Raw genomic sequence first — 25,169 nt, 5'->3', positions numbered from 1 at the left:
AGACGAGGAAACAGATTCACTGTTCAACCGATGTTGCCTGCTGCTGTGACATCAAAAGAGAGAAACCGGTTTGCGTTGGTTTGAAAGCGAGTGTAATGGATTCATCCTGATATGGCGAGCATCCCGCACCACAGAACAGGTGCGGGGCAGTTGATTGTTTAAGACTTATTATTCTTACTTAATGAAGATGCGATAGCCAGCACCAGTTCCGCGGACGGCCTTACCTTATAATCCGGGTTAACATAGGAAAACTCAATCACCCCTTTTTGATCCAGGAAAAAGAGAGCCGGAGCCGGGAGGACTGACTTACCGCTGCCATCCTGTGTCAGGGCAATACCATGTTCCTGATAGCGTTGCTGTGTGTTGTCATCCAGGTAAAACGCAATGCCAAATCCTTTAAGCGTGTCCAGCGAGGAATCAGAGTAAAGCTGCGCCGCAAATTCGCTTTCCAGCATCTGCGATTTCAGCTGCTGCGGAGTTTGTGGCGAGATAGCCACTATTTGATAGCCGAGCTCACTCAGTGGCTCTTCAATATTTTTCAACTCAGCCAGTTGCCGGTTGCAGTACGGACACCACCCGCCTCGATAAAAAAGCACCAGCGTGGGTTTGTTCACCATAATGGCTTTGAGACTAACGGGCGCGCCTGACGGTGTACGCAACGTGGTATTTGGTGCGGACATACCGTTAAGCAAGGGTGTAACGTTCTGCGCAGCGTCAGCAATTGTGCCGCGCTCATGCGCAAGTGAAGTCATTGCAATACAAGCCAGAATGGCTGTACAGACAAGCTTTTTTATCATCATAGTAGCTCCGTTTTGGCGTGGTACTAATCAGACCTGACTAAGGCTTGCTTTCTTTCAAAGGTATGGCAGAAAGTGAGTGCTGATTGTCAGACGACACGCTCACTGCAGGCATATCATTAGCCACACCTCGGATTTGCTAATGCAGGTACCTCAGAATGGCTGAATGTAAAACTCTCTGTGAATGGTGTAACCATCCTTTTGGGCAGCACGTTGCGCGCTATAGCTGCCAGCATAACTGTACGTTTTGTGAGGTCTGTACCACAGCCCGGCTGCGCTTTCAGTGCCCGAACTGTCAGGGTGTGCTGAGGTGCGTGCAACCCGGCAATGAAAACCCAAAAGCATAATGCTGTTTTTCTGATCAGACGGGTTAATAGTACGACGCTGTCGCACAACGTACGAAGGAATTAGCAGGGGGCGTACCTGCCTGTCAGTAAAAGCAGGCAGGAAGAGAAGCGGGCTTAATTGTCCGCAGCTTCATCCGCATTCAGGGCCTTAATTGCCGCTGGTGACATTTGCATTTGTTGCCACCAGGTTTCGTCTGCAGCGATATGACCGGTTTTATCAATGGGAGGATAGGGAATGTTTTTACGCTTACACATCTTTTGCAAGCGCGGATAACCGCCTTCAAAGAGCATGCGCTGACACTCTTCTTCGTCCAGATGCTGAATATCATACATACCGGCAATCTGGCGCTGGCGCTGCGCTTCATACAGCACAAGCGCAGCTGCAACGGACACATTCAGTGACTGCACCATCCCCACCATGGGGATCACGATATCCTGGTCGGCCATGGCAATGGCTTCATCTGTCACACCGTATTTTTCCTGACCGAACAACACGGCGGTAGGCTTGCTGTAATCCACATCCCGGAAGTCGACGGCGTCGTCTGACAGATGAGTCACTAATACCTGCATGCCTTGCGATTTCAGCGCACCGATAGCATCCGTTATATTGTCATGGTTATTCACCCGCACCCATTGCTGACTGCCCATCGCCGTGCCGCCACGCAGTTTATATTTTTCTTCCCACACGGTATGGACGCGGTGAATACCAATGGCATCACAAGTACGCACAATGGCCGACACATTGTGCGGCTTATGCACGTTTTCCAGACACACCGTAAGGTCTGTCTGTCGCTTGGCCAGCACATCACGAATGCGCTGGTAACGCTCTGGTGACATGTGCTTACTCCGGCAGCTCCATAACCCCGTCAATCTCGATTTGAGCGCCTTTTGGTAACGCAGATACCTGTACGGCGGCTCGTGCCGGGTAAGGCTTGTTGAAGTACTGGCTCATGATCTCATTCACCGTCGCAAAATGAGACAGATCGGTGAGGTAAATATTCACTTTCACCAGATCGTTGGTAGTGCCACCAGCGGCTTCGCATACGGCTTTCACGTTATTGAAAACCTGCGTGGCCTGCTCCGCGAAATCTTCCGAGACCATTTCCATGGTGTCTGGAACTAAGGGGATTTGCCCTGAAAGGTATACGGTAGTGCCAGCTTTAATTGCCTGGCTGTAGGTGCCAATAGCTTCAGGTGCGCGATCGGTCTGGATCACTGATTTAGACATAAGATAAATCCTGTTTTTGTATTAGTGTCTGGACTGACTGTGACGGGATACGCGTTGTACTTCCGGCATCGTTCGTATCTTGCGCATGATATTGGCAAGATGTACCCGGTTATGTGTTGTCAGTTCAATGTCGATAAAGTAAATATTACTTTCTTTTTCTTCGGTTTGCAGGCCGATAATATTGGAATCACAGCCTGAAATTGTATTGGTTAACGTCGCCAGTGTGCCGTGATGATTATACAACTCAATGCGCAGTGAGGCTTTAAACTCACCCTGCGGCTCATCATCCCATTTCATCGGCAGCACACGCTGTGGCTCCTCGCGTGATAACTTTCTGATATTGGTACATCCGGTCTGATGAATGGTCATACCGCGCCCCGGACTCAATACCGCGACAATCTCATCGTCCGGAATGGGGTGGCAGCATTTTGCGTAATGCACCAGCAAGCCCTCGGTTCCCCGGATGGCCACATGCCCTTTTTTCTCAGGTAAGTCTGTACTCTCACCGAGTAAACGGCGGGCAACAATCGCGCTTAATTCATTCCCCAGACCAATATCCACCAGCAGAGAGTCAAAATCGGTGTGCTTGGTTTCCGCCACCACCCGGTCAATGTCTTCCTGAGGAATATCGTCAAGCTTCACCGTTCCCAGCGCGTGGCGCAGCAGACGGTTACCCATGTTCACTGCTTCTTCAGAATGCTGCTTGCGCAGGTACTGACGAATGCGGGTACGCGCGCGGGCGCTTACAACAAAGTTCAGCCAGTTGGCATTCGGCTTAGCCTTCGGCGACGTGATAATTTCAATGGTCTGACCGTTTTCCAGTGGTTTACTTAAGCTGTAATTGCGACGCTCTACGCGAACACCCACACAGGTGTTACCAATGTCAGAGTGAACGGCATAGGCAAAGTCAACAGCAGTCGCGCCCATAGGCAGCTCGATAATACGGCCATCCGGTGTAAATACGTAGATTTCGTCTGGAAACAAATCGGTTTTCACAGATTCAATAAATTCGAAGGACGAACTGGCTGACTGCTGCAATTCCAGCAGTGATTGCATCCATTTGCGAGCACGCAACTGCGCGGTAGTGTCGCTGTCGCCCGGCTCTTTATAAAGCCAGTGTGCAGCCACCCCTTTGTCCGCCATCTGATCCATCGCCTGCGTACGGATTTGCACCTCCACCGGAATACCGTGCGGACCGATAAGAGAGGTATGCAGCGACTGATAACCGTTGGTGCGGGGAATGGCAATATAGTCTTTAAAACGCGTTTCAATTGGCTTGTACAAGCTGTGCATCGCGCCCAGTGAACGATAGCAATTGTCGACGGTATCTACCACGATGCGAAAGGCATAGATGTCCATCACTTCATTGAACATCAGCTCTTTGTTCTTCATCTTGCGGTAGATGGAATAAAGGTGCTTTTCGCGGCCCTGAACGCTGGCCTTAATGTTGTATTCTTTAATCCGTGTTTCGAGTTCTTCACGAATGTTTTCGATGATTTCTTTTCGGTTGCCCCGCGCCTGCTTTACTGCAGACTTCAAGGCGCGATGACGCATGGGATACATAGCCTGAAAACCTAAGTCTTCCAGCTCGTTTTTAATATCGTGAATACCCAGGCGATGCGCAATAGGCGCGTAGATTTCCAGCGTTTCTAAAGCAATACGACGACGTTTGTCCGGACGCAAAGCGCCGAGGGTTCGCATATTGTGGGTACGGTCTGCCAGTTTGATCAGGATAACGCGAATATCCTGCACCATCGCCATCATCATTTTACGGAAGTTTTCTGCCTGTGCTTCCTGCTTGCTGTTAAAGGCAATTTTATCCAGCTTACTGACACCTTCGACCAGCTCAGCCACGGTGTCACCGAAAGACGCCGCCAAATCTTCCTGACTATAATGGGTATCTTCAATCACATCGTGAAGCAGGGCTGCCATCAGAGTTTCATGATCCAGATGCATGTCCGCAAGGATCCCCGCCACCGCCACAGGGTGCGTGATATAAGGATCGCCACTGGAACGCATTTGCCCGTCATGCGCTTCATGCGCAAGCACGAACGCATCCTGAACCAGCTTTACCCGGTCTTCAGGCAGATAATCAGCAACTTTTTGTTTTAACCCTTCAAACAGATACACGGCAGGTGATGATGTCCACTAAACGTCGTTAAAAATAATGAACTTACAGAATACGTAGAATTAAAGGGAAAGCCAATGGTAAAACGCCAGTGTACCTGGAAAACAAGTACACTGGCGCTGTCAGAACTGACTTACACGTAAAGGCGTGTAATTACTGCTCAGAAAGGATGTTTGCCACAGAAGCGAATTCTGCGCTGTCCTGCTTTTCCTGGTCGCGCATTTCTTCCTGTTCCAGCGTGCTGGCAGTTACCAGACCTTGTTCGATTTCACGAAGCGCAGTAACAGTGGGCTTATCATTAGCAACATCAACCAGCGGATCTTTACCTTCAGTGGCGATTTGACGTGCACGACGTGCTGCAACCAGCACCAGGTCAAAGCGGTTACCAATCTTGTCTACGGCATCTTCTACGGTTACGCGAGCCATTACTATCTCCGAAAATAGGTTGAGCGAGTATTTCAAAAAACGGCCGCGTAGTATATACCACGCGTTGCCGCGATCCTAGTGTTTTGTGCAAATTAGCGCCAGCCGGATCGTAGCTCCTCACTCGTCCGCGTTGGTCAGCTGAGCAAGCAATGCCGCATGACGAATTTGCTGCTTCGACGCCTGCTGTCTCTGAGCGCAGACAATAGCTTCAAGTTCATGCAATGCGGTCGCAAAATCATCATTTATCAGCAAGTAGTCAAACTCGGCATAGTGCGACATTTCCGATACCGCCTCTTTCATTCTTGACGCGATAACATCTTCTGAATCCTGCCCGCGGCGGGTGAGCCGTTCCCGCAATACTTCTACCGACGGTGGCAGAATGAAAATTCCGCGGGCATCGGGTAGCAGTTTCTTTACCTGTCGTGCGCCTTGCCAGTCAATATCCAGAAACACATCAATACCACGATGCAGCGTTTGTTCAATAGTTACCCGTGATGTGCCATAGTAATTTCCAAACACTTCCGCCCACTCAAAAAACACCCCTTGCTCAATCAGACTTTCAAACTGATCCCGACTCACAAAATGGTAGTGTTCACCATCTATTTCGCCTGGGCGAGGCTGGCGGGTAGTATGCGATACCGACACCTGCATGGGATAGGTGGCATTGTCACCGTGCTTTTCCAGCAATGCTTTGATTAAGCTTGATTTTCCGGCGCCCGATGGCGCAGCGAGAATAAACAGGTTACCGAGTAATGAAGCCATAAAAATTATTAATTTTTTATCATAAAGTGGTGATTTAAGTGCACAATGGTAGCATAACGCCTTGCTATCCCGTAAAAAAACAACAACAACGTAGCATTGCGGATAAAGCATGGTAACCATAACCGGTGCCCGTCGCTATCAATGTACCCGACGGCTGTGACGTCATTTTTGGCGTAGCCGCAGACTGATACGGATAAATGTTTGTGGCAGACCAGATAGCATACACACCGGTATCCATTGTAGTAACGCACAGCGCACGTATTATAGGACAAAATAATGAGTGAGAGTTTATTACCCTGCGTCGAAGTTAACCCATCACAGGAAGCAAAAACCTGCATCATCTGGATGCACGGTTTGGGTGACTCAGGTCACGGTTTCGCACCCATCGTGCCCGAATTGAAACTACCCGACGAGCTTGCGATTCGCTTTTTGTTCCCGCATGCACCGGAACGCCCGGTAACGATCAATGGTGGCATGCGTATGCGCGCCTGGTACGACATTAAATCGCTGGATTTTAACAGCCGGGCCGACCTGGAAGGCGTATTATCATCCGCTGCACAGATCGAACAACTCATTGAGTCTCAGATAGCCAAAGGCATTCCGGCTGAGCGCATTGTTCTTGCCGGCTTTTCACAGGGCGGGGTTATTGCACTGCATCTCGCGGCCCGCTACCAGAAGAAACTGGCGGGCGTGATGGCGCTTTCTACCTACATGTGTGAACCAGCAAGCCTCGCGTCAGAAGCCGTCGACACCAATCGTGAGACTCCGATTATGATGGCTCACGGCGAGCAGGACGAAGTAGTGCCGATGTTTTTAGGCAATGCCGCGTATAAGGTGCTCAAGGAAAATGGCTTTAATGTCACCTGGACAACCTACACGATGCAGCACAATGTCTGTATGAAAGAGCTCGAGGATATCAGTGCATTTATCCAGCGCACGCTGGCCTGATAACCTCTTTCGCCGTAGGAGAGCCCTCTCTTACGGCGCTGTTATGCTCTCGTAGTTTATGTACCGCCGCCTTCTTTACCCGTCCTTTGTGATGCTTGCCCCAAACCGCTAATCCTTGAAACATTTTTTTGCAAACTCCCTGTTTCTTTTACGCCCAGCAACATTTATCTTTACTTAAAGATAAATTATTTCCACCATCATTAATGAACAGGAAAACAGTATGAGATATTTCCCGATAATCGCGCTTTACTTGCTGCTGGTGAGCGGCATTTGCGTTAACAGTAGCGCGGCAGAAAATAACGCGGTTTCAACTTACAGTACGCTTGTTCAGGCTTACCATGACATTTACGGTTTCAGCGGCACAGTGAAAGTGGTTGAGGGCAATGGTGCTGACTTTGAAAAATGCTACGGCCTTGCCAATCGCAGCTTCCGAATTCCTAACACGGTGGAAACCCGAATTTCTGTCAATTCCATATCTAAAACGTTTACCGCCACCGCCGTGTTGATACTGGTTGAAGAGGGGGCTATTGATATTCAAGCCGCTGTCGGTCGTTACCTCCCCTCGCTGACCGCAAGCTGGAAAGACAAGATTACCGTACACCATTTGTTGACTCATACGTCCGGCTTACCCAGAGAGTCTGGCGTGCAGGCGCATGAAGCCCTCACCTTCGAGCAGCAAATCACAAATTACATCAATACCTTGCCATTGCTTTTCAGCCCCGGTGAGCAATACGAATATTCAAATGCGGGCATTACGTTACTTGGCGCGATTATTGAGAACGTAACGAAAGACAGCTATGCCAATGTCATCACATCTCAGATCATCACCCCTTTAGGACTCAAAAATACAGGTGTGTATCAATCGCGGAACATTGTGATGAATCAGGCGGAGCCCTACCGTTTTACCCGCCATGGTATTGAGTCAGCACAGCGTAGTAAGCATTGGGGAGACAACGCCGGTGGGGCGCTTTACTCAACGCCGTCTGATTTGCATCGCTATGTCAGCGCACTGAAGAATAATAAGCTGCTTTCTGAAGCCTTTACGGCTTTACTTTTCAAGCCACATATTCAGTCCGGAAGCAATGACTATGAAGGGTATGCCTGGAGTATCAAACAGGCCGGTGATGACACCCTGTATTTTGCCGCTGGCAGCGGTTATGGCACCAAAAGCGTCATGATACAGTCTGCCGACACTGACCGTTTTATCGCCATTACATCTAACTGGGGAAATACCCCTGTGCTGAAGATGCTGGGCGATCTTTACATGCTCTCTGTGGGTCAGTCCGTAACGCCTCCAAACAATAAAACTCTGGCTCATCCGAAGGATTATGCCAAGCAGACAGGGCAATACTATTTTGATGCCGAGGCTGTTCGCGTGCATCTGGGCATGGAAGATCCGGTTATCACGTTGCAGTCGTTTGAAGGTAAGTTATTCCTTAATGATGAACTGCTGTCAGAAAAAGATACTGGCGTGCTTGGGTTGACCTACACCGAAGAATTCCAGATTTCCTTTAAGGAAGATACGATGCGAATTGTAATAAACGGCAACGTGCTTGAGGGAAAGCGACGATAATAAACAGGGAGATACCCTCACCCATCGTCTGGGGATATCGCCACAGCAAAGGATTGCTTATACTCACAACACAGACAAAGCAGAGAAACGGAATACGCTATCAATAAGCTTAATCAGGTCCCCCGTTTGCTGGCCCGGGCAGAGAAACAGTGGTCAGAGATACACCCAGACCTGCCCGTCGCCGATGCCACGTTACTAGGTGGCCTCATCGGTGTGGCTGCGAATCTCGATGCCATTGGCGTAAGTGTACTCAAGCAGTATGGATTAGGCCAGTCGGAGCACGATGTGCTGGCCTGCGCGAGACGACAAACCCCGCCGTATATCGCCACCCCCGGACTGCTTCTGGAGGAAGTTCGCATAACCTCTGGTGCCCTGACAACCTGTATTAACCGACTGCACGACAAAAAGCTACTCAAGCGTGTGCACGCCGATAACGATCAGCGTTCAAAGCCAATCGCGCTGACAGCAAAAGGAAAGGCTCTGATTGACGATGTTACCGCCCACCGGTTTGAACTGGCGCGCACATTGCTGTCTGCGTTTTCAGAACAGGAAAAAGCGACATTAAAAGCCATGCTGATGAAACTGGGCCAAATCACTACCGACGTCCCAAATTAGCCTCCATAGCAGTCAATGATTCGCCTGACGCTTGAGTGGGGTGTCAGACGCCAGAAATTACGTTGTGCGCTGTTGATACCGTTCAGTACGATATCGGTGCGCCAACCGCCTGATTTCGTTAGAATGGCGCGATAGAGTTAAAATCCACAATGCAGGACAGTTATGACCGCAACAACCCCGCGCACGATCCGCATCGCCACCCGCAAAAGCGCTTTAGCCTTGTGGCAGGCTGAGTATGTAAAAGCCGAACTGCTAAAACATCACCCCCACGTGTCTGTCGAACTGGTCCCCATGAGTACTCAGGGCGACAAGATCTTAGATACGCCGCTGGCAAAAATCGGCGGCAAAGGGCTGTTCATAAAGGAACTTGAAATTGCCATGCTGGAGGGCAGAGCGGATATCGCCGTTCATTCTATGAAAGACGTGCCGGTGGAATTTCCCGAGGAATTCGGGCTTCACGCAATTTGCGTGCGCGAAAACCCGTTCGATGCCTTTGTTTCAAACACGTATGAAAACATTGAGGCGTTGCCGCAGGGTGCTGTGGTTGGTACCTCCAGCCTGCGCCGCCAGTGTCAGATCCGCAAGTATCGTCCGGACCTGCAAATCCGCGACTTGCGTGGCAACGTCAATACCCGCCTGGCGAAGCTGGACAACGGCGATTACGACGCGATTATCCTGGCGGCTGCAGGTCTGATTCGTCTGGATATGGCCGATCGCATCCGGGCCCAGCTTGATGCTGACGTCTCCTTACCTGCTGTGGGGCAGGGCGCAGTAGGTATTGAGTGTCGCAACGACGACGCCGAACTTATTGAATTACTGCAGGCGCTGGATCATGAGGATACCCATACACGGGTCACCGCAGAACGGGCGATGAATACCCGTCTGGAAGGCGGATGCCAGGTGCCTATCGGCAGCTTTGCGACGCTGGATGACAACGTGCTGACAATTACCGGCATGGTAGGGCAACCTGACGGTTCTACGTTACTGTATGCCTCTGCGACCGGCGATCGTCAGCGTGCCTCTGAGCTGGGCACAGAAGTTGCCGATGCATTATTAGCGCAAGGGGCAGGCGATATTCTCAAGGCGCTCTACGACTAACCTGACATGTATCTGATCACGCGCCCCAAACCTAAACTGGAGAGCACCAAAGCAGCGTTTCACGCTGCCGGACTCAACGCAACCGTGGTTGCAACCAGCGACATTGCGATGGAACAGGCCGCAATTCGCGCGCTCACCGACCATCTTCAACAAGGGCATAAGGCTGACCGGTATATCGTCACCAGCCCATTTGCCGTGGACGCACTGACTCATGTTCCGGCCAACCTCACCTCGCAGTTGCCGTTTATTGCTGTAGGCAGCAGTACATGCGCTGCGCTCGCCCAGTTTAGCCACAATGTGGTGGTGCCTGACACCTTTACCTCAGAAGGTATTTTACGTCTTGATGAATTAAGTCGTGAAAATTGCAGCCAAGTGATTATGATTAAGGGAGAAGGTGGTCGGACCGCGATTGCAGATGAATTGTCGCGTCGTGGTATCGCCGTTACTGCCTACTGCGTTTATCGCCGCGTTCCGCTCACGGTGCCTGCACAAACGAACCATTGGGAGTGGCAGCACGTAAAAGGCATCATTGCCACCAGCGAGACCATGGCAAGGCAGCTCTGGGAGCTGGCACCGCAATCGCAGGTTTCAGGACTACCCTGGTTAACCGTGAGTGACCGCGTAGCGGCTTCAATAACACGCTGGGGAGCCACAACTGTATCAGTCTGCACTGGTGCCAGTGATAGCGCGTTGATACAGTGGGTGAAGGATTTTTGGGAGTAAAAAATGAGCAGCAACGAAGATAAGGACACACCGCGTGAGGCGTTGCCTCCGGCGGACAAGCAGGACAACGCGCCTGAGTCAGAACCAGCCGTGACACCTGATAGTTACACTGAAAAGTCCAGTGGCACATCTGGGACATCCGGCGCAAAAACCGGTGCGCTCTGGTTTTTCGTCGTCCTGCTTCTGCTTGCTGTAATCGCACTTTTCGCTGGCGCCTACTGGTACTGGACTCAGCGAACTGACAACACGCAAAGTCTGGTAGATGCCCAGCGCACTCAGCAGCAGGAAGTGTCCTCCTTATCCGGCGAATTACGTGAATTGAAAGGCGAGATTGCCTCGCTGAAACGTGAACGCAGCGAACAGGACCAGAAAATTACTAACCTGCTGTCGACCAACGAACAACTGGTACAGCAATCAGAATCGGTACAGCAACAACTGGAAAACCTCGAAGGACGCCGTCCCGCAGACTGGTTGATTGCTGAAGCGGATTATCTGGTGCGTATGGCGGGCCGTAAATTGTGGCTGGAGCAGGATATCCGAACGGCCATTATGTTGCTGGTGAACGCCGACAAGCGCCTGAAGTCACTCTCAGATCCATCGGTATTACCCGTGCGAGCCAAGCTGGCAGAAGATATCCAGATGTTGCAACAGCTGAATCCGGTGTCGCATACATCCGTGGCGCTGGCGCTTTCCGGTATGCTCAATCAGGTGAAGGGACTGCCATTAGATACATTTGAAAAACCCGCCATGGCAGGCGACACAACCAGCAACGACGTTTCCGAGTCGACTGCTGACTGGCTGGATAATCTTAAAGCGGTCTGGCGCTCACTGGTGGATGATTTTATCAGCGTGAAAGATCTCAACGGTCCTATTGAGCCTGTACTGGATCAGCAGGCCCGCTGGCTGGTTAAAGAGCAGTTGCGGTTTCAGATAATGAACGCGCAGTCTGCCGCTCTTAGTGCCAATCAGGCACTGTATAGCCAGTCTTTACAAAATGCTCAGACAATCCTGATTGAGAAGTTTGATATTGAAACCTCTCAGGTGGCAGGCTTTATTAACGCGCTTCAGAATCTGGTTGATACTGATATCAGCCGCGACATTCCTACTGAGCTTGCCTCACAGAAGCCATTGGAAAACCTGCTTGATCAGCGTGTTAAACAGGTATTCGGGCAAGGAGCCAGTGCGTTATGAGATGGCTATTCATTGCCCTGGCGGCGGTTGCCATTCTGGTTGCTGCGCTGGTTATCGCGCCAATGCTGATTGGCGAAAAAGGTTACGTACTCATTGCCATTGGTGATACTGCCATTGAGATGACAGTAATCAGTCTGGTCATTTCTGTCATTGTCGCGTTTGTCGGCTGGTGGATCATCAAAAAGCTGTTCTTCTGGATAATGAGCCTGTTCAAAGGCTCACATCGCTGGTTTGGCAGCCTGGGAGAACGCCGTCGCAGAAACGCTTTTTATCGCGGTCTACAGGCGTTAGTAGAAGGCGAACTGGCAGAGGCAAAAAAAGCGTTCAAGCAAACCACCGAAGGTGACTTTGATGGCGTGAACTATCTCGCTGCCGCGCAAGTGGCGCGGGCACTTGATGAGAAAGACCGCGTTCGGTATCTGCTGGAACAGGCTGAAGATTATCCACGTTCCCGAATTGCCGCCATCATTGTTCAGTCTCGTCTGGATATGGAAGAGGGAAACTATCAACAAGCGCTCAAGCGGTTGAACAGCGTGGAAGAAAAAGCAGCAGAACATCGTCAGGTTGTGAAGTTAAAAGCAGAGTGTCTTGCACGGCAGGGACACTGGCAGGAACTTCAGAATAACCTTGGCAACTGGAAAAAGCTGCTAGATAAAGATGATTATGTGCGCTGGTCTCAGCGAATCGCTAAAGGGAAATTCGCTGAAATTGCCAGCAAACAGGGCGCGAATGCGCTTAAACAGCACTGGGAAACCCTGCCGCGGAAGCTACGCCACGATACCGCCTATCAGGCTGCCTATATTCAACAACTGATAGACCAGGGCATGCACAGTGATGCGCAGCAATGCCTGCTTGACTGGCAAAAACGGGAAGTCGAGCCTTTGTTTATTCCATTAATGAAGCAATTGAATCTGGCTAACCCGACACCGCTGGTAAAAGCGCTGGAAGGCTGGATCAAGCGCGATGAAAAGAATGCTGCCCTTTATTCCACACTGGGACATGTGGCATTTCATGCCGGGGATGATGTGCTTGCTGAAAAAGCGTTACTGAAATCTGTAAAGCTTTCTGAAGACAAAACGGATCTGATGCTGCTGTCGGAGTTAAGCGAGCGTCGGCAGGATAACGCGCAGGCATTGATGTTTTATAAACAGGGCATGAGTTTGCAATAGCACGCGACACAGAGTGAGCGAGCCACTCACTCTGTTTTTCATCTGAGCGCGAGCACTCACTTGATTGCGATGATATCAAAGGCTAGCTGACTTTAGGTCGTTGCTGAGCCTGTATCTAAACTTCCCGCAAAGCCGGACGATGGCCGGATCAGCACCAGCGGCAACCGTCATGCTCTGAACAGCTCTCGTGGTTATAGCCTTGTCTTGTCCCTTCGACGACAGTCAATCGAAAACAGGAAATGGCGGGTGTGTTAATGCCATCACCTCATTAGCTTTTGCTATCGCCCATGCGTTTACTTTCTGATACCACAGCCAGTGATAAAAAGTCCGTGTTTGTCGTTTTGCGGCACGCCGGGTTTCGACCTAAAATCATAAAGAATGATTCAGCCACGCTACGCAAAAGGTACCTCATGGAAGCCAATCTTGAAGAGACAACCGGTAAAACGCTTGCCGAATGGAAAGCCGTGTTATCAACGACCAAGTTGGAAAAGCACGGCCAGATAGTCGCCTGGCTGAAGCAGGATCATGGTCTTACCCACGGGTACGCTAACTTTATTAGTCTGAAATACCGTGAAGCTGATGCCGCATCCTCAGACACAGAAGATCTGGTCACCGGTCAGTATGCGAAAAAGCCCGATTTAAAGCCGATTTACGACGCACTGGTAGCTTACTGTAAAGATCTTGGCAGTGATGTCGACGTAGTTCCTAAAAAAGCGGCGGTAAGCATAAGACGTAACAGGCAATTTCTGCTGATTAAACCGGCCACGAAAACGCGAATGGATGTTGGACTGAAATTTACTGATCGTGAACCTGAAGGGATCCTGCTCGATTCCGGCGCGTTCGGCACAATGTGTACTCACAGAATCGAACTTTCCGCTGCCCAGCAGGTTAACGATGAGGTGAAATCACTGATTAAGCAAGCTTATCTGGAAGCGGGTTAGCCGGTAAATCCATACGCATAATAGAGGTACAAGCAAATCATGGTTGCTGGCTGAGCGGTTTCGGTATCAAGGCAAGCATAAAGCGAAACAGAATCACCAGACACCCGCCCCAATTTTTCTGGTCAGACGTTATTGCGCTTCTTTGGAAGGCTCTGCGCAGAAGGCTGCCAGTGGATGTGTTGTAGTCAGGATTACGTGGGCGTGGCTGCCAGGCTCCAGCGCATTTTCATGACTTTCCCGTATTTTCAATTGTACCCCGTTTTTTAACGTTGCCGCGTATAAGCGGCTCTCGCCCTCATAGCGTACCCAGTCAATCACGCAGTTGTTATCGTGATCACCGGCAGATAACGACAAATCATCCGGGCGAACCAAAATATCGACCTGTCCGCAGGCACCGTTAATCGAAGTACCGGGTACATTTCCGATTTCGGTGACAACGTTGGTTCCCTCAAGGTTACCCGGCAGGAAGCTGGCTTCACCGAGAAAGCGGGCAACAAACCGGCTCGACGGCTCCGCATAACAGGCCTCAGGGGTATCAATTTGCTCCAGCACGCCTTTATTCAGAATGCCCACACGATCGCCAACTGATAACGCTTCATCCTGATCATGGGTCACCCAGATAGCTGGTACTCCAGCGGCTTTCAACGCGCTGCGGATTTCCCAGCGCAGACTGTCTTTTAAGGCGGCATCAAGGTTTGACAAAGGTTCGTCCAGCAGCACAAATGCCGGGTCATGGGCCAGTGTGCGCGCCAGAGCAACACGCTGTTTTTGTCCACCGGAAAGCTGCGACGGCTTAGCATTTCTGAATGCTTCCATTCCTAACAGCTTCAGCCAGTGGTCGGCCAGTGACGTGTCCTTTAGACGAAAACATACGTTTTGTTCTACGGTAAGGTGGGGGAACAGCGCAAAGTCCTGAAACACCATGCCAACGTTACGCTTCTCCGGTGGCACTAGTTTTTTCGGCGTTGATGTCCACTCGCCAAGCTCAATCCGGCCTTCAGAGATAGGAATAAGACCGGCCAATGCCTGCAAAATGGTGGTTTTGCCGCAGCCGGTCGGTCCGACTAACATTAGGATCTCGTCTTTTCCTAACTCCAGATCCAGTTTGTCTACGACCCGTGTCGCACCGTAATTTACAGATAACTCACTGACTTTCAGCATTAACGACGACTATCCTCAGAAATTGTGAATTCGGCCTTACGCTCTCCTGAAAGCATCAGAATAAGACCCAGTCCGGATAATAATACCAAAAATAAGCCCGGCACAGCAGCACGACCAAAGTAACCGGCTTCATACACGCGCCACAAATAGGTGGCCAGGGTCTCAAAACCGGTAGGCCCTAACATAAGAGTAGCGGGCAGCTCGCGCATCGCTTCAAGAAATACCAATGCTGCACCCGCCACCATACCGCGTAATGTCAGTGGCAGAGTAATGCGCACAAAGGCTTCACGCGGGCTGGCGCCCAACACCCGTGCGGCTTTCACCAGGCTGGCATCAAGGTTTTCGGCGGTTGTTCTGACGCTGCCGACCGCCAGCGGAATAAAGCGCAGCACGTAAGCCACCACCAGCAAGGCCAGCGTTTGATACAAAAACGGCAGTTGCAGGCCCAGATACACCAGCGCTGTTCCCATGACAATACCAGGAACGCCAAAACCGAAGTAGGTAATACGCTCCATCAGGCGGCCGGCTTTCCCGGCCAGCGCGGCATGCGCCACGGGGATAGCGCAGATAACGGCGACTACCGCAGCCAGCAGCGACGCGTAGGCTGAGTTCCAGGCATAGCTCATTTCAAAACCGCCAGTGCCTTCGCGTACCAGCCAGACCAGAAATATCGCCAGCGGTAACACCACTGACAGTAACACCACAGGCATAGATGCCAGCAGCATAAGTGAGTATTGCCATTTTTCCGGCCACAGCATCAGATGCTTGCCCGGGCGTTCACCCGCGCCGCCGATGCGGGATTCTAAAAACAGCACCAGCGCGACTATAACCATCAGCTGTAATGACAACATGGCAGCCTGGCTTAATCCAAAGGCGTTGTACTCTACGAAAATGACGCGAGTAAAGGTATCCAGGCCCATGATAGCCGGGGTACCAAAATCCGACAGCGCATAAAGGGCAGCAAGCAGGGCTCCTGCGGCAATACTGTTTAGCACCCGCGGCAACACCACGCGCCACAGGCTGCCCCACAACGATTGACCAAGCAAACGTGCGGCGTTAATCAGACTACCATCCAGACTTAACAGCGATGCCCGCGTCGTCATCATGACAAACGGATAGGTGTAAAGAGACATCACCAGCGCCGCCCCCCACAAACCATCGACGGGCGGGGTAGGGATGCCAAGCAGATTTTCAATTTCACCGCCGCGGCCAAAGGAAAAATACATGGCAAAAGCGCCAATATAACTAGGGAGTGCCAGAGGAGCGGCCAATAAGATCAGCCACACCCGTTTGAAGGGGAGTTGGACGTAGGCAGTAAACAGTGCCAGCGGCACACCAATTATTACCGCGCCGAAGATGGTCAGCACCATCAGCGCCATGGTATTACCCAGCACCCGCAAATTGTGCGTGTCAAAAAGCTCAGCACTGTCTTGAGCTAAAGAAAACAGTACCCCTACGGGCAATATAGCCAGTACCGCGATAATAAACGCCAGCGGATACGGCGCGGGAAACTTCCTCACAATACGCCGACTTTCCGCATCAGATTAAGGGTAGGCCGCAGGTCGGCAAGTTTACGCAGATCCATATCCGGTGGTGTGATGCTATCAAGCGAGGGGATTCCCGCCGGTTGCGCGACCTGATTCACCAGCGGAATTTCATAGGCTTCTGATGCCAGATAAGACTGTACTTCCTGCGTCAAAAGGTAGCGGATGAAATTAATTGGCAGATCACCTTCGCTTAATGCAATGATTCCGGATGCGTTAACCAGACAGCCTGCATCATTGTTGGTATACGCCAAATCTACGTTGGCGTCTGGCTTGCCTGACTTCAGACGTAAGGTGTAGTAGTGGTTGGCAAAGCCCATATCCACTTCGCCGCGCTCTACACCCATGACGACGCCGAGTTCCCCGGCGTATTCCTTGGCGTGACGCTTTACGCCGCGCAGCCAGTCGGCAGTGGCTTTCTCGCCTTCAAGGATCCGCATAGCAGTGACAAAAGACTGAAATGAGGCATACGCCGGAGCCCAGCCGATGGCAAGCTTGCTGTCGGCCAGAGCCATGATGTCATCGGGGATCTGGTCCGGACTAACTCGCTCTGTGTTATAGGGCAGCGTACGCACTCGACCGGTAACCGGAGACCAGCGCGGATACTGAAATCCGGGCTTAAGTTGCGCGGTTAAATCTGCGGGAAGCTCCCGACCCAGTCCCTGATCGGTCACCATTCCAACTGAACCGGTATCAACCGCCCAGAACAGGTCAGCCCGACGTACGCCTGCTTTTGACTCCGCCACTATAGTATTGGCCAGTGCGGCCGTACCACCCCGGCGGATCTGCAGATTCAGCTTAGGATTGCGCTTTTTGATTGCATCAAGAACATTTTCGTACAGACCGCCCTCGCCACGTCCCAGGTATAGAGTAAGATCGCCTTCTAATTTTGGAAGCGAATCTACTGATACCGGACCCGCTGCCGCGGCGAAAGCAATCCGACTTGTCAGCGGCAAACTGCCCAACACTGCTGCAGCACTTAGCCCCTGTAAAAATGTTCTTCGTTGCATACCAATTCCTTAAAAGACCTCTTTGCGACCTTTCTCAGCGTCGACCAACAGCGTTTTTGCCCGGTCCAGCTTTGCTTGCATGGCCTCTACTACGTCACGAACCTTATCGACACCGGCGTCTTTTGAAATCGCCTGAGGCAGTGTCACGTTGAAGTCTTTTTCTAAATCTTCAACCAGTTCGGCGTCCTGCTCAATCAATGCGCCTTCGATGCCTTCAAAGCGTTGCATGTAGGTATCGTGAACCAGCGTTGTCGCGACTTCATTCAGCTTCTCTGCATATTTGGCAACAACGCGGTGCAGTCGATCTTTAATATCATCAATCACTTCAGGACCGGTGACCGGCTCAGAAGCCGTGGTTTTTATCGCTTTAACCAGGCCGTCCTGCTGATATTTGGCGGCAAGTTTAACTGCGCCCAACGCCTGCCACAAGGCTTGATTCAGTTTCTCCTGTTCATCGCGAACCGCTGTAATATCTTTGCCGCTATCAATCGCTTGTTTAACGCCGTAGATCCCCTGCCAGATAGAGGCGTAAATGGGCACATACTGTGTTTCGATGGCAGAATGGAAGTTTACTTCTTCCCAAAATTCAATAAGTTGGTGCGTATCAGGTTTGCTATCCTGCGCGTATGCGTCGACGACACCACCAAATTTATTTTCGAGCCACTGCACTTCTTCGGTGTATTCGCCGATATGCTCTTTAAGGTGATTAACCTGATCAGTGATCTCGCCGTTTGCCAGAACCGGCTGACTGGTCAATCCTGCCGCCATAACGGCGAACAGCGCGCTGCGCCAGTGTTTCTTGATTCCTGTTGTCATATCTAAACCTACTCGATTAGTTAATATGAAAATGATACTTATTATCATCAATTGAGTAAAGGCTATGCAGATAAAATACCCAATTGATACGATAAGACTGTGAGGGTTTTACCCTGTTTTGGTAGCTGCTGGATCACGGCTATTATTTGCTGGCGTTTGGCTGACGGGTGCGAGAGAGACCGGTGAGCAATACTGGTAATGATGACTGTCGCGGTTCGAATATGTCAGCCTGTATTTACACAGACCGGTCTCCCAAGGCAACATGGGTGATGGATGATGGTTAAAGGTGATATAGCCATTATTTTTTCTAATCAAAAAGAGAGTAAAAAACTTCTTTGCGAACAGCCTCACTTACCCCTATCATCCGCGCATTATTTAAGCAGCCCCGATGCTGCTTCTGCTTTTACCCAAAACGTTGAGAATCCAGGTTGGACACCACCGAATTTATCCAAATCCGAAAATTTATTGTGAAGCTTGGCAAAATGCTGCATAAGTACGGCACGCCTTCATTTCGTCTGGAGGCCTATCTGACGGAAGTGGCAACGTACCTGGGCGTACACGCCTCGTTTATTTCTACGCCAACCTCACTGACTTTCGTCATCTGGAGCGATCGTCACGAAGACGAGTATAATCATGCAGCCCGTCTTATGCCGGGCGAGCTGGATATGAATGCGTTGTCGCTAACCGATGAACTGGCAAGCTCGCTGCTGGCGGGCAAGCTTTCTCTGACTGCCGCCAGCCAGCGTCTCAGCGAAATTGATGTGATGCCCAGCCCGTATGGAAAACTAATTACCGGTGCCGCCTATGGGCTGGCTACCGGCGCTTTTGCCATGCTGATGGGCGCAAGCTGGCCAGAAATTTTCTGGTCGGGTTTACTGGGCTTGGTTGCCTATCTGTGGACGTTGTGGTCATTCCGGTCTAAGCGGGTAAACCTCATGCTGGAACCCGTAACCGCGTTCGTGGCCGGTATTCTTGCCTGTGCTATCAGCCGGTATCTGGATCCGGGAGTAAACATTCCGCTTATTGTACTCTCATCGGTGATTGTGTTCGTACCGGGACTGGCATTATTTATGGGTTTAGCCGAACTTAGCTCCCGCAATATGGTGTCTGGCACTGCACGTACCATGGATGCAGTGATGCAGCTGTTTAAATTATATTTCGGTGCATTTTTGGGCGTTTCCGCCGGTTTCAGCCTGTTCGGTGAAAACGTCTATAAGCCCGCAGAATCATTGCCTTACTGGGCGACGTGGTTATCGGTTTTATTGCTTTGCATAGCGCTGGTTGCCATTTTCCGGACGCGAATCAAACACATCCCGTGGGCAATCCTCTCTGCCTTCATCGCGTACAGTGCGACCGCCTGGAGCTCGGATTATCTGGATGGCGGACTGGGAACCTTTGTGGGCGCGTTTTGCTTGGGGGTGTTTGCCAACGCATTTACACGGATTGCTAACCAGCCCGCAACCATTGTCGCGATGCATGGTTTGATTGTGCTGGTCCCAGGCTCTAAAACCTATATTGGCCTGAATTCGTTTATGACCGGGCAGGACTTTGTTCAGTCAGATCATCTCGGCCAGGAAGTGTTTGTCATTTTTATGTCACTGGTGGCCGGGCTTATTTTTGCTAACGTGGTCGCGCCGACGAAAAAAGCCATTTAAGCCGGGTGTCATGTCTGGGGTTTACACGCCCCAGCTCGACGGACGTCCTCAACAGCGCGGTGGACAGCTAGCAAGAGTACGGCGGTCCTCACCAACAGCGCCATGATCGCAAGCCGGCGTGCGGCAACGCACATCCGGGCCGCCTCAGTGAAGCAATTTCACCAGGGCTTTTCCTAATCGCACATTGAGCGCGCCAGCAGCCACTGCTTCAGCGGAGTTCTCCATAAAGCGTGCGGTTAGTGAGCCGCTGATCTGATTGGCAACTTCATCGGTGGCCAGATCAAAAATGCTTTGTGCAGCAATATTCTGCGCCAGAATCTTAAACAGTTGCCAGTTGCCAAACGTGCCTGGACGCAAGCCATATACCTGCGCCACGCGTCGGATTGTGCGAAAGCTTATCCACACTATCATCAGCGTTTGAATCAGATGATTCGGACTGATAAAGGTCAGGCTACCCGCGGTCATCGACTCTTTACGAATTAACTCCTGAGCACGCTTGTCTACGGGCTGTGTTACCGTGCGTCGATACAGTGACAGCACTTCCTGTGCATCCTGATCGCTGTTTACCGCCTGCGAGAAAGTGCGGTAACAATGCGCGGCATAACTGTGCGAAGAAAACGCGCTGGCATGGGACTTGAGTGCGCTGAGCACTGCGCTTTTATCGGTTGACTGAGAAAGCGCGTGATAATCCAGTCGCCGATCTATGTGACGGTTTACATTGATAAACCCTTTTACTTCACGGCCCACCAGGGTGAGCATGCAAAGCACGAACCCCGCCAGCAGGGTTCCTAAAACGCTGGCTGTCACCGGATAGCTATCCATCCGCTGCAACACAGACTCCACCGCGCTGAATACGCCAAAGCCGATAGCACAGGCGCCACCAAGCAGCAATGTAGAAGTGCCCAGCGACAGGCCGCGCTTTTTTACCGCGATAGCGGTAGCATCTTCTTCGATCTTCGCCGGCATGTCGGTTTCTGGCTGCACCGTGTTGATGGTGCGCTGGGTAACTTTAGAGCGATATCGTTGTGAGGTATCGGCAGACATTGTGCCTCCCTAATTAAGTAAAAATTGCAACAAGCGGTCTAACCCACGACCGTTCAGCATTCTGGGCAAATGGTCTTTCGGCACGCTGGCATCTAACACCGGATAGTGCGCATCGGCTTCCATATCTTTTAACTTTGCCGGCAAGGCTTCAAAATCGGCCTCAACATAGGCGCCGTCACCGTTGGAGTAACGCAGTGCATTGTCATTGCTGCCTGCATCCGTGGTTTTAATGGCTGACACTAAAAAATGCTCAAACTCGATAGGTTTACCCTCGAATTTCGCCACCGCGCCTTCAGACACCTGCTTTAACAATGACAGCATATTTGGTTTTTGCGCTTCCGGGATAAGGTCAGTTTTGGTGGCCACAAAAGCAACACGACCAATTTTATTTTGCCTGAGCACGTGACGGGCGAACCAGTTCGGATTGCCGTACACGAAGGTCTCTGCCAGGTGGCTCAATGTTTCTTTTAGCTGATACAGGTGCTGCCTGGAATGATTCAGCCCTTCAAATAAATCCACCAGAATAATCTGCTTGTCGGTTTCCCTGAACGTACTCTCTTTGAGCGGTTTCAACCACTGCTTCTGAAACGCTTCATAATGTCTGGCAAACGTTTTGTACCAGGGATGAGAAACATCGCTGGACACTTTAGATGGCAGTGGCGCAAACCCCTGTGCGCGCCAGTCAAAGCCGGAACCGTCAATGAGAAAGCTTCCCGGCTGCAGCATAGAGATCCCGTTCTTTTTCGCATGCTGCAAGTACCTGCGGTACTGCGACACCACCTCCAACACGGCTTCCCGGGTTGGCGGCTGCTCAAAATCAAATTTTTCAATAAAGTCATGCCACTCGCTGGCATAAAACTTTTGTGGCTCGCTGGCCTGCTGCGCCCATGCAGAATCACTCCACTGGACAAACGATTTACTTAACAGCGGCAAATCGGTTATCCACTCGCCAGGATAATCGATAAACTCAAACACCACGTCGGTATATGGCATTAAATACTTTTTCAGCGTGCTGGTCTGGCGAAGCCTGACTATCAGCTTAAAACCATAGGCCTGTTCTGTTGGCGCAGGCCACTCTCCGCGCGCCAATGCCTGCATATGCTCATCTACTGGAAAGAAATCGTAGCCTGGTAAGGGCTCAAGACGCATGTGATCGACCAAATCAATCGGGAGTGCTTCCAGTAGGGGTAGGCAGTTGTACTTCTCTTCGCTGCGGTACTTCAGGATCGTCATCAGGCTGGTAAAAAGCATCGACTTACCACTGCGGCTTAATCCGGTAATGGTAAAGCGGTGGCGCTGTTGTAAAAACCAGGCGTCTACCTGCGACATTCCTTGCCCCGAAAGTGACTGAACCGGTTTGATGATCTGATTAAAAAACTCGCGCATAAGGCGATGGCACTCCTTGTAATGCGAATGCGTTCTTTCTGGCACATTATGTTAATTAGTGGTGCTGATGCCAGTAAAAGCAAGCCAATTGAATACTTTGTTACAAACTGCAAAGGACCTGTTAATCTTTTCTGTACGAATTTTGTTCTGGATAAACGCGTTTTGATCACGGCGCGCCGATTGTAGCCTGGTCATCCAGATAAATGAGGCGGAACAAAGAGCAAAACGCGTTTAGCCAACCCCTGCGGGCAGCGTTTGTGAGTGATTTATCCTGTGTTATCGCCCACTTATGTAGAGTGGCTACACGGCGTAAACACTGCCTAGCCTAAATCACTAACAATGCGCTGCAAAAGTGTACAGCAAAGATTAACAGGCCCTGATTCAACACTATAGTGAGAGTAGATGGCGCTGTCATGAGGGGAAATGTGTGCTGACACCGCATTCATTTCATCTCATACCACTTTAAAAATACCGGTTTATCCCTCAATATATAAATACTTCCTAATATAAGGACAATATCATGAGCAAATCGTACCCTGACATTACGCAACGCATCTCCGCAAACATGAAAAGTCTGCGCAACGACATTTCTGACACCATGCAGGGCTTCTCGGCAATGGCCCGGGCTGCCACCGAAGACGGTGTTCTGGATAAGAAAACCAAAGAGCTGATAGCACTGGCAATTGGCGTATCCACACGTTGTGATGGCTGTATCGGGTTTCACGCCAAAGCGCTGGTAGAACTTGGCGCGACCAAAGAAGAAATTGAAGAAACTCTCGGTATGGCAATTTATATGGGTGGTGGCCCGTCACTGATGTACGCAGCTGACGCGATGCTGGCTTACGAGCAGTTTTCTGAAAAGAAATAGCCCAACCACAGTTGAAAAAGCCGGTCACTTCACCGGCTTTTTCACTAACGTGACTTAACTTTGTCCGCTGCAGCCACAACTTCGCGGTTCTGCGGTTCTGCGGTTCTGCGGTTCTGCGGTTCTGCACAACACACTCGCAGACGATTTGCGATGTTGACCAGCCATAATTCGGCAACGTGTCAGCACATCATCAATTTTATTCCTACTCAGCGCCCCATGGGGCCGGTGGCGTGTCGACGGGGGTAGTCAGGTCGAAGTCGACGCGAAATTCGCGTCCTTCCCGCACCAACTGATAACTGAACATTTTGGGATACACAAACATTCGCCATATATTCGGTATCGACTGGGGAAGTCCCTGCTCGGCAAACATCCACTGGGTATAGGTGTCAGCCGGGAACGACTGCACCTGCGCAAAACCAGGCTCTGAAGCTATGCCACCGTACATGGTGAGCGCATCTTCACTGCCGTCTTTGTGACGATGATCATGCTTTAGCGTCAGGCCGCTGCCCGTGCGGGTGATGATCCAGGTACGCGAATGATCATCGCCAACATGAAACGGAATGTGTAATTGGGTATCGGTGCACTCCCGCACGTGCATGATTAACGCTTTACCACTGAAGCTGTCTGAGCCAGCGGTATCGGTAACCAGTTTGCCAGCAAATGCCTGTCCACAAAGAGAAGCCAGGGAATCAAAAAATGCCTGTTGGTGTGGATGCGAATTTAAAGACGGCAGTGCCGCCAGACTTTGCATAGAAAAAAACGCAGCGCCAAGCAGAATTCGAGAAACTTTCATTGTCATTATTACTTTGTGATTGATTTTGCCATCACTATACATCAATCAATTGCATTATTTCCTGCGTTGGCATCGTTCAGCCTGGTGCACCGGTCTGAAAAGTGCGTTTCTCCTCTCATACGTAATGCTGTTTTTCATTCAGCCCTAGCTTTCGGGAAATGCGATTGCGGGTAGAGTGCCAGTGGTTTTTTGGCAATCTCGGCGCATGCTCTAACACTTCGTCAAAATCAATCCTGGCACCGGCCTGTTCCCTGACATGTGCGAACAGAACAGAGGCTGGTTTCAGTGCCCTGACGGTTTGTAACGAACGCTTATACTGATTGGGATGGCAGACCGGATACGGCGGCACCAGTTCACCTTTTACCTTGACCATAAGGTCAGCGACGTAAATGCGCTGAGACGGTATATGCATGACTGACAAGTCATGATCGGTATGGCCCGGCGTGAAGTAAACCTTCCAGTTATCAAACTCAGGCAAGAGCTGGCCATCGGTTAGCAAGATATCTGGCCGCAGTAACGGGTTGTACCAGATATATTTTTTAGGCTTCCCCAAACGACTGGCGACCCACCACGTGAGCGCGACATCAATGACGTGAGCGCTGCGACCAGCAAGACCCGCATACCAGTTTCGGGCTTTTGGATGGGCCGCAATGCGCGCGCCACTGCATTCGCGCAACTTATGCGCACCACCGGCATGGTCGGGATGCATGTGAGTGACAACAATTATTGCGAGGTGAGAAAGCGGGCGACCGAGCTCATCACGGATAAAGCGGCAGACGTTATCCACATCTGCCCGTGAACAGCCATCTAACAGCAGGAGTTTGTCCCCCTCCTCTACCAGATGTATTTGCTGGATATAGCCCTGTAGCGTATGAAGCTTCATGTAATGCGATTCTTGTTAATCTGACACTGAACGCTAGCAGAGTTTTTGTGGTTAGACCAGTTT

Annotated in this window: 25 protein-coding genes; 11 read left to right on the top strand and 14 right to left on the bottom strand. The window is 50.9% G+C overall.

Features of this window, described 5'->3' with window-relative positions; translation table 11 throughout:
• Nucleotides 1-158 precede the first annotated feature (158 nt).
• Nucleotides 159-800: a peroxiredoxin-like family protein gene (locus ACLBLI_RS00730; RefSeq protein ID WP_414829283.1), complete on the bottom strand. Its 642-nt coding sequence runs from the start codon at nt 798-800 to the stop codon at nt 159-161.
• A gap of 155 nt (nt 801-955) precedes the next feature.
• Here ACLBLI_RS00730 and ACLBLI_RS00725 point away from each other — a divergent pair, with 155 nt between their 5' ends.
• On the top strand, nt 956-1,144 hold the full coding sequence (locus tag ACLBLI_RS00725) for a DUF1272 domain-containing protein (protein WP_414829282.1): 189 nt from the start codon (nt 956-958) through the stop codon (nt 1,142-1,144).
• Nucleotides 1,145-1,258: 114 nt separating this feature from the next.
• Here the strand turns inward: ACLBLI_RS00725 and trmH are convergent, their stop codons facing one another.
• The 5 genes from trmH to gmk all read right to left on the bottom strand — a co-directional run bounded on the left by trmH (nt 1,259) and on the right by gmk (nt 5,688).
• Nucleotides 1,259-1,981 carry a tRNA (guanosine(18)-2'-O)-methyltransferase TrmH gene (gene trmH, locus ACLBLI_RS00720; protein ID WP_414829281.1) on the bottom strand — a complete coding sequence of 241 codons (723 nt, stop codon included), beginning with the start codon at nt 1,979-1,981 and terminating at the stop codon, nt 1,259-1,261.
• Nucleotides 1,982-1,985: 4 nt separating this feature from the next.
• Nucleotides 1,986-2,372, bottom strand: a complete 387-nt coding sequence (locus ACLBLI_RS00715; protein ID WP_414829280.1) for a RidA family protein — start codon at nt 2,370-2,372, stop codon at nt 1,986-1,988.
• 21 nt (nt 2,373-2,393) lie between these two features.
• The gene (gene spoT, locus ACLBLI_RS00710) at nt 2,394-4,502 is read right to left on the bottom strand and encodes a bifunctional GTP diphosphokinase/guanosine-3',5'-bis pyrophosphate 3'-pyrophosphohydrolase (protein WP_414829279.1); all 2,109 of its coding nucleotides are present in this window, start codon (nt 4,500-4,502) and stop codon (nt 2,394-2,396) included.
• 151 nt (nt 4,503-4,653) lie between these two features.
• Nucleotides 4,654-4,926: a DNA-directed RNA polymerase subunit omega gene (rpoZ, locus tag ACLBLI_RS00705; RefSeq protein ID WP_414829278.1), complete on the bottom strand. Its 273-nt coding sequence runs from the start codon at nt 4,924-4,926 to the stop codon at nt 4,654-4,656.
• Nucleotides 4,927-5,043: 117 nt separating this feature from the next.
• Complete coding sequence (gmk, locus tag ACLBLI_RS00700) at nt 5,044-5,688, bottom strand: guanylate kinase (protein WP_414829277.1); 645 nt, start codon at nt 5,686-5,688, stop codon at nt 5,044-5,046.
• 276 nt (nt 5,689-5,964) lie between these two features.
• On the opposite strand from gmk, the gene ACLBLI_RS00695 reads away from it, so the two are divergent.
• The 8 genes from ACLBLI_RS00695 (at nt 5,965) to ACLBLI_RS00660 (ending at nt 13,946) form a co-directional block, all read left to right on the top strand.
• On the top strand, nt 5,965-6,636 hold the full coding sequence (locus ACLBLI_RS00695) for an alpha/beta hydrolase (protein ID WP_414829276.1): 672 nt from the start codon (nt 5,965-5,967) through the stop codon (nt 6,634-6,636).
• A 220-nt stretch (nt 6,637-6,856) separates the two neighbouring features.
• Nucleotides 6,857-8,209 (top strand): serine hydrolase domain-containing protein, encoded by a 1,353-nt coding sequence (locus ACLBLI_RS00690; protein WP_414829275.1) that lies wholly within the window; start codon nt 6,857-6,859, stop codon nt 8,207-8,209.
• A 126-nt stretch (nt 8,210-8,335) separates the two neighbouring features.
• The gene (locus ACLBLI_RS00685; RefSeq protein ID WP_414829274.1) at nt 8,336-8,824 is read left to right on the top strand and encodes a MarR family winged helix-turn-helix transcriptional regulator; all 489 of its coding nucleotides are present in this window, start codon (nt 8,336-8,338) and stop codon (nt 8,822-8,824) included.
• 162 nt (nt 8,825-8,986) lie between these two features.
• Entirely contained in the window at nt 8,987-9,922 is a 936-nt protein-coding gene (gene hemC / locus ACLBLI_RS00680) for a hydroxymethylbilane synthase (protein ID WP_414829273.1), read from the top strand.
• A 6-nt stretch (nt 9,923-9,928) separates the two neighbouring features.
• On the top strand, nt 9,929-10,645 hold the full coding sequence (locus ACLBLI_RS00675; protein WP_414829272.1) for a uroporphyrinogen-III synthase: 717 nt from the start codon (nt 9,929-9,931) through the stop codon (nt 10,643-10,645).
• A 3-nt stretch (nt 10,646-10,648) separates the two neighbouring features.
• The gene (locus ACLBLI_RS00670; RefSeq protein ID WP_414829271.1) at nt 10,649-11,836 is read left to right on the top strand and encodes a uroporphyrinogen-III C-methyltransferase; all 1,188 of its coding nucleotides are present in this window, start codon (nt 10,649-10,651) and stop codon (nt 11,834-11,836) included.
• Nucleotides 11,833-13,005, top strand: coding sequence for a heme biosynthesis HemY N-terminal domain-containing protein (locus ACLBLI_RS00665; RefSeq protein WP_414829270.1), 1,173 nt, complete (start codon nt 11,833-11,835; stop codon nt 13,003-13,005). The genes ACLBLI_RS00670 and ACLBLI_RS00665 overlap by 4 nt, the downstream gene beginning before the upstream one ends.
• A gap of 410 nt (nt 13,006-13,415) precedes the next feature.
• The gene (locus ACLBLI_RS00660; RefSeq protein ID WP_414829269.1) at nt 13,416-13,946 is read left to right on the top strand and encodes a DUF5655 domain-containing protein; all 531 of its coding nucleotides are present in this window, start codon (nt 13,416-13,418) and stop codon (nt 13,944-13,946) included.
• A 129-nt stretch (nt 13,947-14,075) separates the two neighbouring features.
• Here the strand turns inward: ACLBLI_RS00660 and ACLBLI_RS00655 are convergent, their stop codons facing one another.
• Genes ACLBLI_RS00655 through ACLBLI_RS00640 form a run of 4 tightly spaced genes read right to left on the bottom strand, consistent with a single transcriptional unit; the run spans nt 14,076 to nt 18,477 of the window.
• On the bottom strand, nt 14,076-15,107 hold the full coding sequence (locus tag ACLBLI_RS00655; RefSeq protein WP_414829268.1) for an ABC transporter ATP-binding protein: 1,032 nt from the start codon (nt 15,105-15,107) through the stop codon (nt 14,076-14,078).
• Nucleotides 15,107-16,627 (bottom strand): ABC transporter permease, encoded by a 1,521-nt coding sequence (locus tag ACLBLI_RS00650; protein WP_414829267.1) that lies wholly within the window; start codon nt 16,625-16,627, stop codon nt 15,107-15,109. The genes ACLBLI_RS00655 and ACLBLI_RS00650 overlap by 1 nt, the downstream gene beginning before the upstream one ends.
• Nucleotides 16,624-17,661, bottom strand: a complete 1,038-nt coding sequence (locus ACLBLI_RS00645) for an ABC transporter substrate-binding protein (protein ID WP_414829266.1) — start codon at nt 17,659-17,661, stop codon at nt 16,624-16,626. The genes ACLBLI_RS00650 and ACLBLI_RS00645 overlap by 4 nt, the downstream gene beginning before the upstream one ends.
• 9 nt (nt 17,662-17,670) lie before the next feature.
• Complete coding sequence (locus tag ACLBLI_RS00640; RefSeq protein WP_414829265.1) at nt 17,671-18,477, bottom strand: hypothetical protein; 807 nt, start codon at nt 18,475-18,477, stop codon at nt 17,671-17,673.
• A gap of 428 nt (nt 18,478-18,905) precedes the next feature.
• Here ACLBLI_RS00640 and ACLBLI_RS00635 point away from each other — a divergent pair, with 428 nt between their 5' ends.
• Complete coding sequence (locus ACLBLI_RS00635; RefSeq protein WP_414829264.1) at nt 18,906-20,132, top strand: threonine/serine ThrE exporter family protein; 1,227 nt, start codon at nt 18,906-18,908, stop codon at nt 20,130-20,132.
• 144 nt (nt 20,133-20,276) lie between these two features.
• Here the strand turns inward: ACLBLI_RS00635 and ACLBLI_RS00630 are convergent, their stop codons facing one another.
• Nucleotides 20,277-21,176, bottom strand: coding sequence for a DUF697 domain-containing protein (locus tag ACLBLI_RS00630; protein WP_414829263.1), 900 nt, complete (start codon nt 21,174-21,176; stop codon nt 20,277-20,279).
• Between the two features lie 9 nt (nt 21,177-21,185).
• Nucleotides 21,186-22,562, bottom strand: a complete 1,377-nt coding sequence (locus ACLBLI_RS00625; RefSeq protein ID WP_414829262.1) for a YcjX family protein — start codon at nt 22,560-22,562, stop codon at nt 21,186-21,188.
• Between the two features lie 520 nt (nt 22,563-23,082).
• On the opposite strand from ACLBLI_RS00625, the gene ACLBLI_RS00620 reads away from it, so the two are divergent.
• Nucleotides 23,083-23,430 carry a carboxymuconolactone decarboxylase family protein gene (locus ACLBLI_RS00620; RefSeq protein ID WP_218311503.1) on the top strand — a complete coding sequence of 116 codons (348 nt, stop codon included), beginning with the start codon at nt 23,083-23,085 and terminating at the stop codon, nt 23,428-23,430.
• A 202-nt stretch (nt 23,431-23,632) separates the two neighbouring features.
• On the opposite strand, the gene ACLBLI_RS00615 is transcribed toward ACLBLI_RS00620, so the two are convergent.
• Nucleotides 23,633-24,181 (bottom strand): hypothetical protein, encoded by a 549-nt coding sequence (locus tag ACLBLI_RS00615; RefSeq protein ID WP_414830869.1) that lies wholly within the window; start codon nt 24,179-24,181, stop codon nt 23,633-23,635.
• Between the two features lie 157 nt (nt 24,182-24,338).
• A complete protein-coding gene (locus ACLBLI_RS00610) occupies nt 24,339-25,106 on the bottom strand; it encodes an MBL fold metallo-hydrolase (RefSeq protein WP_414829261.1) in 768 nt (255 codons plus the stop codon).
• Nucleotides 25,107-25,169 lie beyond the last annotated feature (63 nt).

This window comes from Alteromonas sp. H39 (genome assembly GCF_047556435.1).
Taxonomy (GTDB): Bacteria; Pseudomonadota; Gammaproteobacteria; order Enterobacterales; family Alteromonadaceae; genus Alteromonas.
This window is presented reverse-complemented; position numbering and strand designations above follow the sequence as displayed.

Bases quoted from the DNA above. Each gene is read 5' to 3' on its own strand.
- hemC (WP_414829273.1), top strand. From the start codon at position 8,987: ATGACCGCAACAACCCCGCGCACGATCCGCATCGCCACCCGCAAAAGC.
- ACLBLI_RS00610 (WP_414829261.1), bottom strand. From the start codon at position 25,106: ATGAAGCTTCATACGCTACAGGGCTATATCCAGCAAATACATCTGGTA.
- ACLBLI_RS00715 (WP_414829280.1), bottom strand. From the start codon at position 2,372: ATGTCTAAATCAGTGATCCAGACCGATCGCGCACCTGAAGCTATTGGC.
- ACLBLI_RS00625 (WP_414829262.1), bottom strand. From the start codon at position 22,562: ATGCGCGAGTTTTTTAATCAGATCATCAAACCGGTTCAGTCACTTTCG.
- ACLBLI_RS00655 (WP_414829268.1), bottom strand. From the start codon at position 15,107: ATGCTGAAAGTCAGTGAGTTATCTGTAAATTACGGTGCGACACGGGTC.
- ACLBLI_RS00675 (WP_414829272.1), top strand. From the start codon at position 9,929: ATGTATCTGATCACGCGCCCCAAACCTAAACTGGAGAGCACCAAAGCA.
- ACLBLI_RS00640 (WP_414829265.1), bottom strand. From the start codon at position 18,477: ATGACAACAGGAATCAAGAAACACTGGCGCAGCGCGCTGTTCGCCGTT.
- ACLBLI_RS00665 (WP_414829270.1), top strand. From the start codon at position 11,833: ATGAGATGGCTATTCATTGCCCTGGCGGCGGTTGCCATTCTGGTTGCT.
- ACLBLI_RS00615 (WP_414830869.1), bottom strand. From the start codon at position 24,181: ATGCAAAGTCTGGCGGCACTGCCGTCTTTAAATTCGCATCCACACCAA.
- ACLBLI_RS00660 (WP_414829269.1), top strand. From the start codon at position 13,416: ATGGAAGCCAATCTTGAAGAGACAACCGGTAAAACGCTTGCCGAATGG.
- rpoZ (WP_414829278.1), bottom strand. From the start codon at position 4,926: ATGGCTCGCGTAACCGTAGAAGATGCCGTAGACAAGATTGGTAACCGC.
- ACLBLI_RS00670 (WP_414829271.1), top strand. From the start codon at position 10,649: ATGAGCAGCAACGAAGATAAGGACACACCGCGTGAGGCGTTGCCTCCG.
- ACLBLI_RS00725 (WP_414829282.1), top strand. From the start codon at position 956: ATGGCTGAATGTAAAACTCTCTGTGAATGGTGTAACCATCCTTTTGGG.
- ACLBLI_RS00695 (WP_414829276.1), top strand. From the start codon at position 5,965: ATGAGTGAGAGTTTATTACCCTGCGTCGAAGTTAACCCATCACAGGAA.
- ACLBLI_RS00645 (WP_414829266.1), bottom strand. From the start codon at position 17,661: ATGCAACGAAGAACATTTTTACAGGGGCTAAGTGCTGCAGCAGTGTTG.
- ACLBLI_RS00630 (WP_414829263.1), bottom strand. From the start codon at position 21,176: ATGTCTGCCGATACCTCACAACGATATCGCTCTAAAGTTACCCAGCGC.
- ACLBLI_RS00730 (WP_414829283.1), bottom strand. From the start codon at position 800: ATGATGATAAAAAAGCTTGTCTGTACAGCCATTCTGGCTTGTATTGCA.
- gmk (WP_414829277.1), bottom strand. From the start codon at position 5,688: ATGGCTTCATTACTCGGTAACCTGTTTATTCTCGCTGCGCCATCGGGC.
- ACLBLI_RS00690 (WP_414829275.1), top strand. From the start codon at position 6,857: ATGAGATATTTCCCGATAATCGCGCTTTACTTGCTGCTGGTGAGCGGC.
- ACLBLI_RS00620 (WP_218311503.1), top strand. From the start codon at position 23,083: ATGAGCAAATCGTACCCTGACATTACGCAACGCATCTCCGCAAACATG.
- trmH (WP_414829281.1), bottom strand. From the start codon at position 1,981: ATGTCACCAGAGCGTTACCAGCGCATTCGTGATGTGCTGGCCAAGCGA.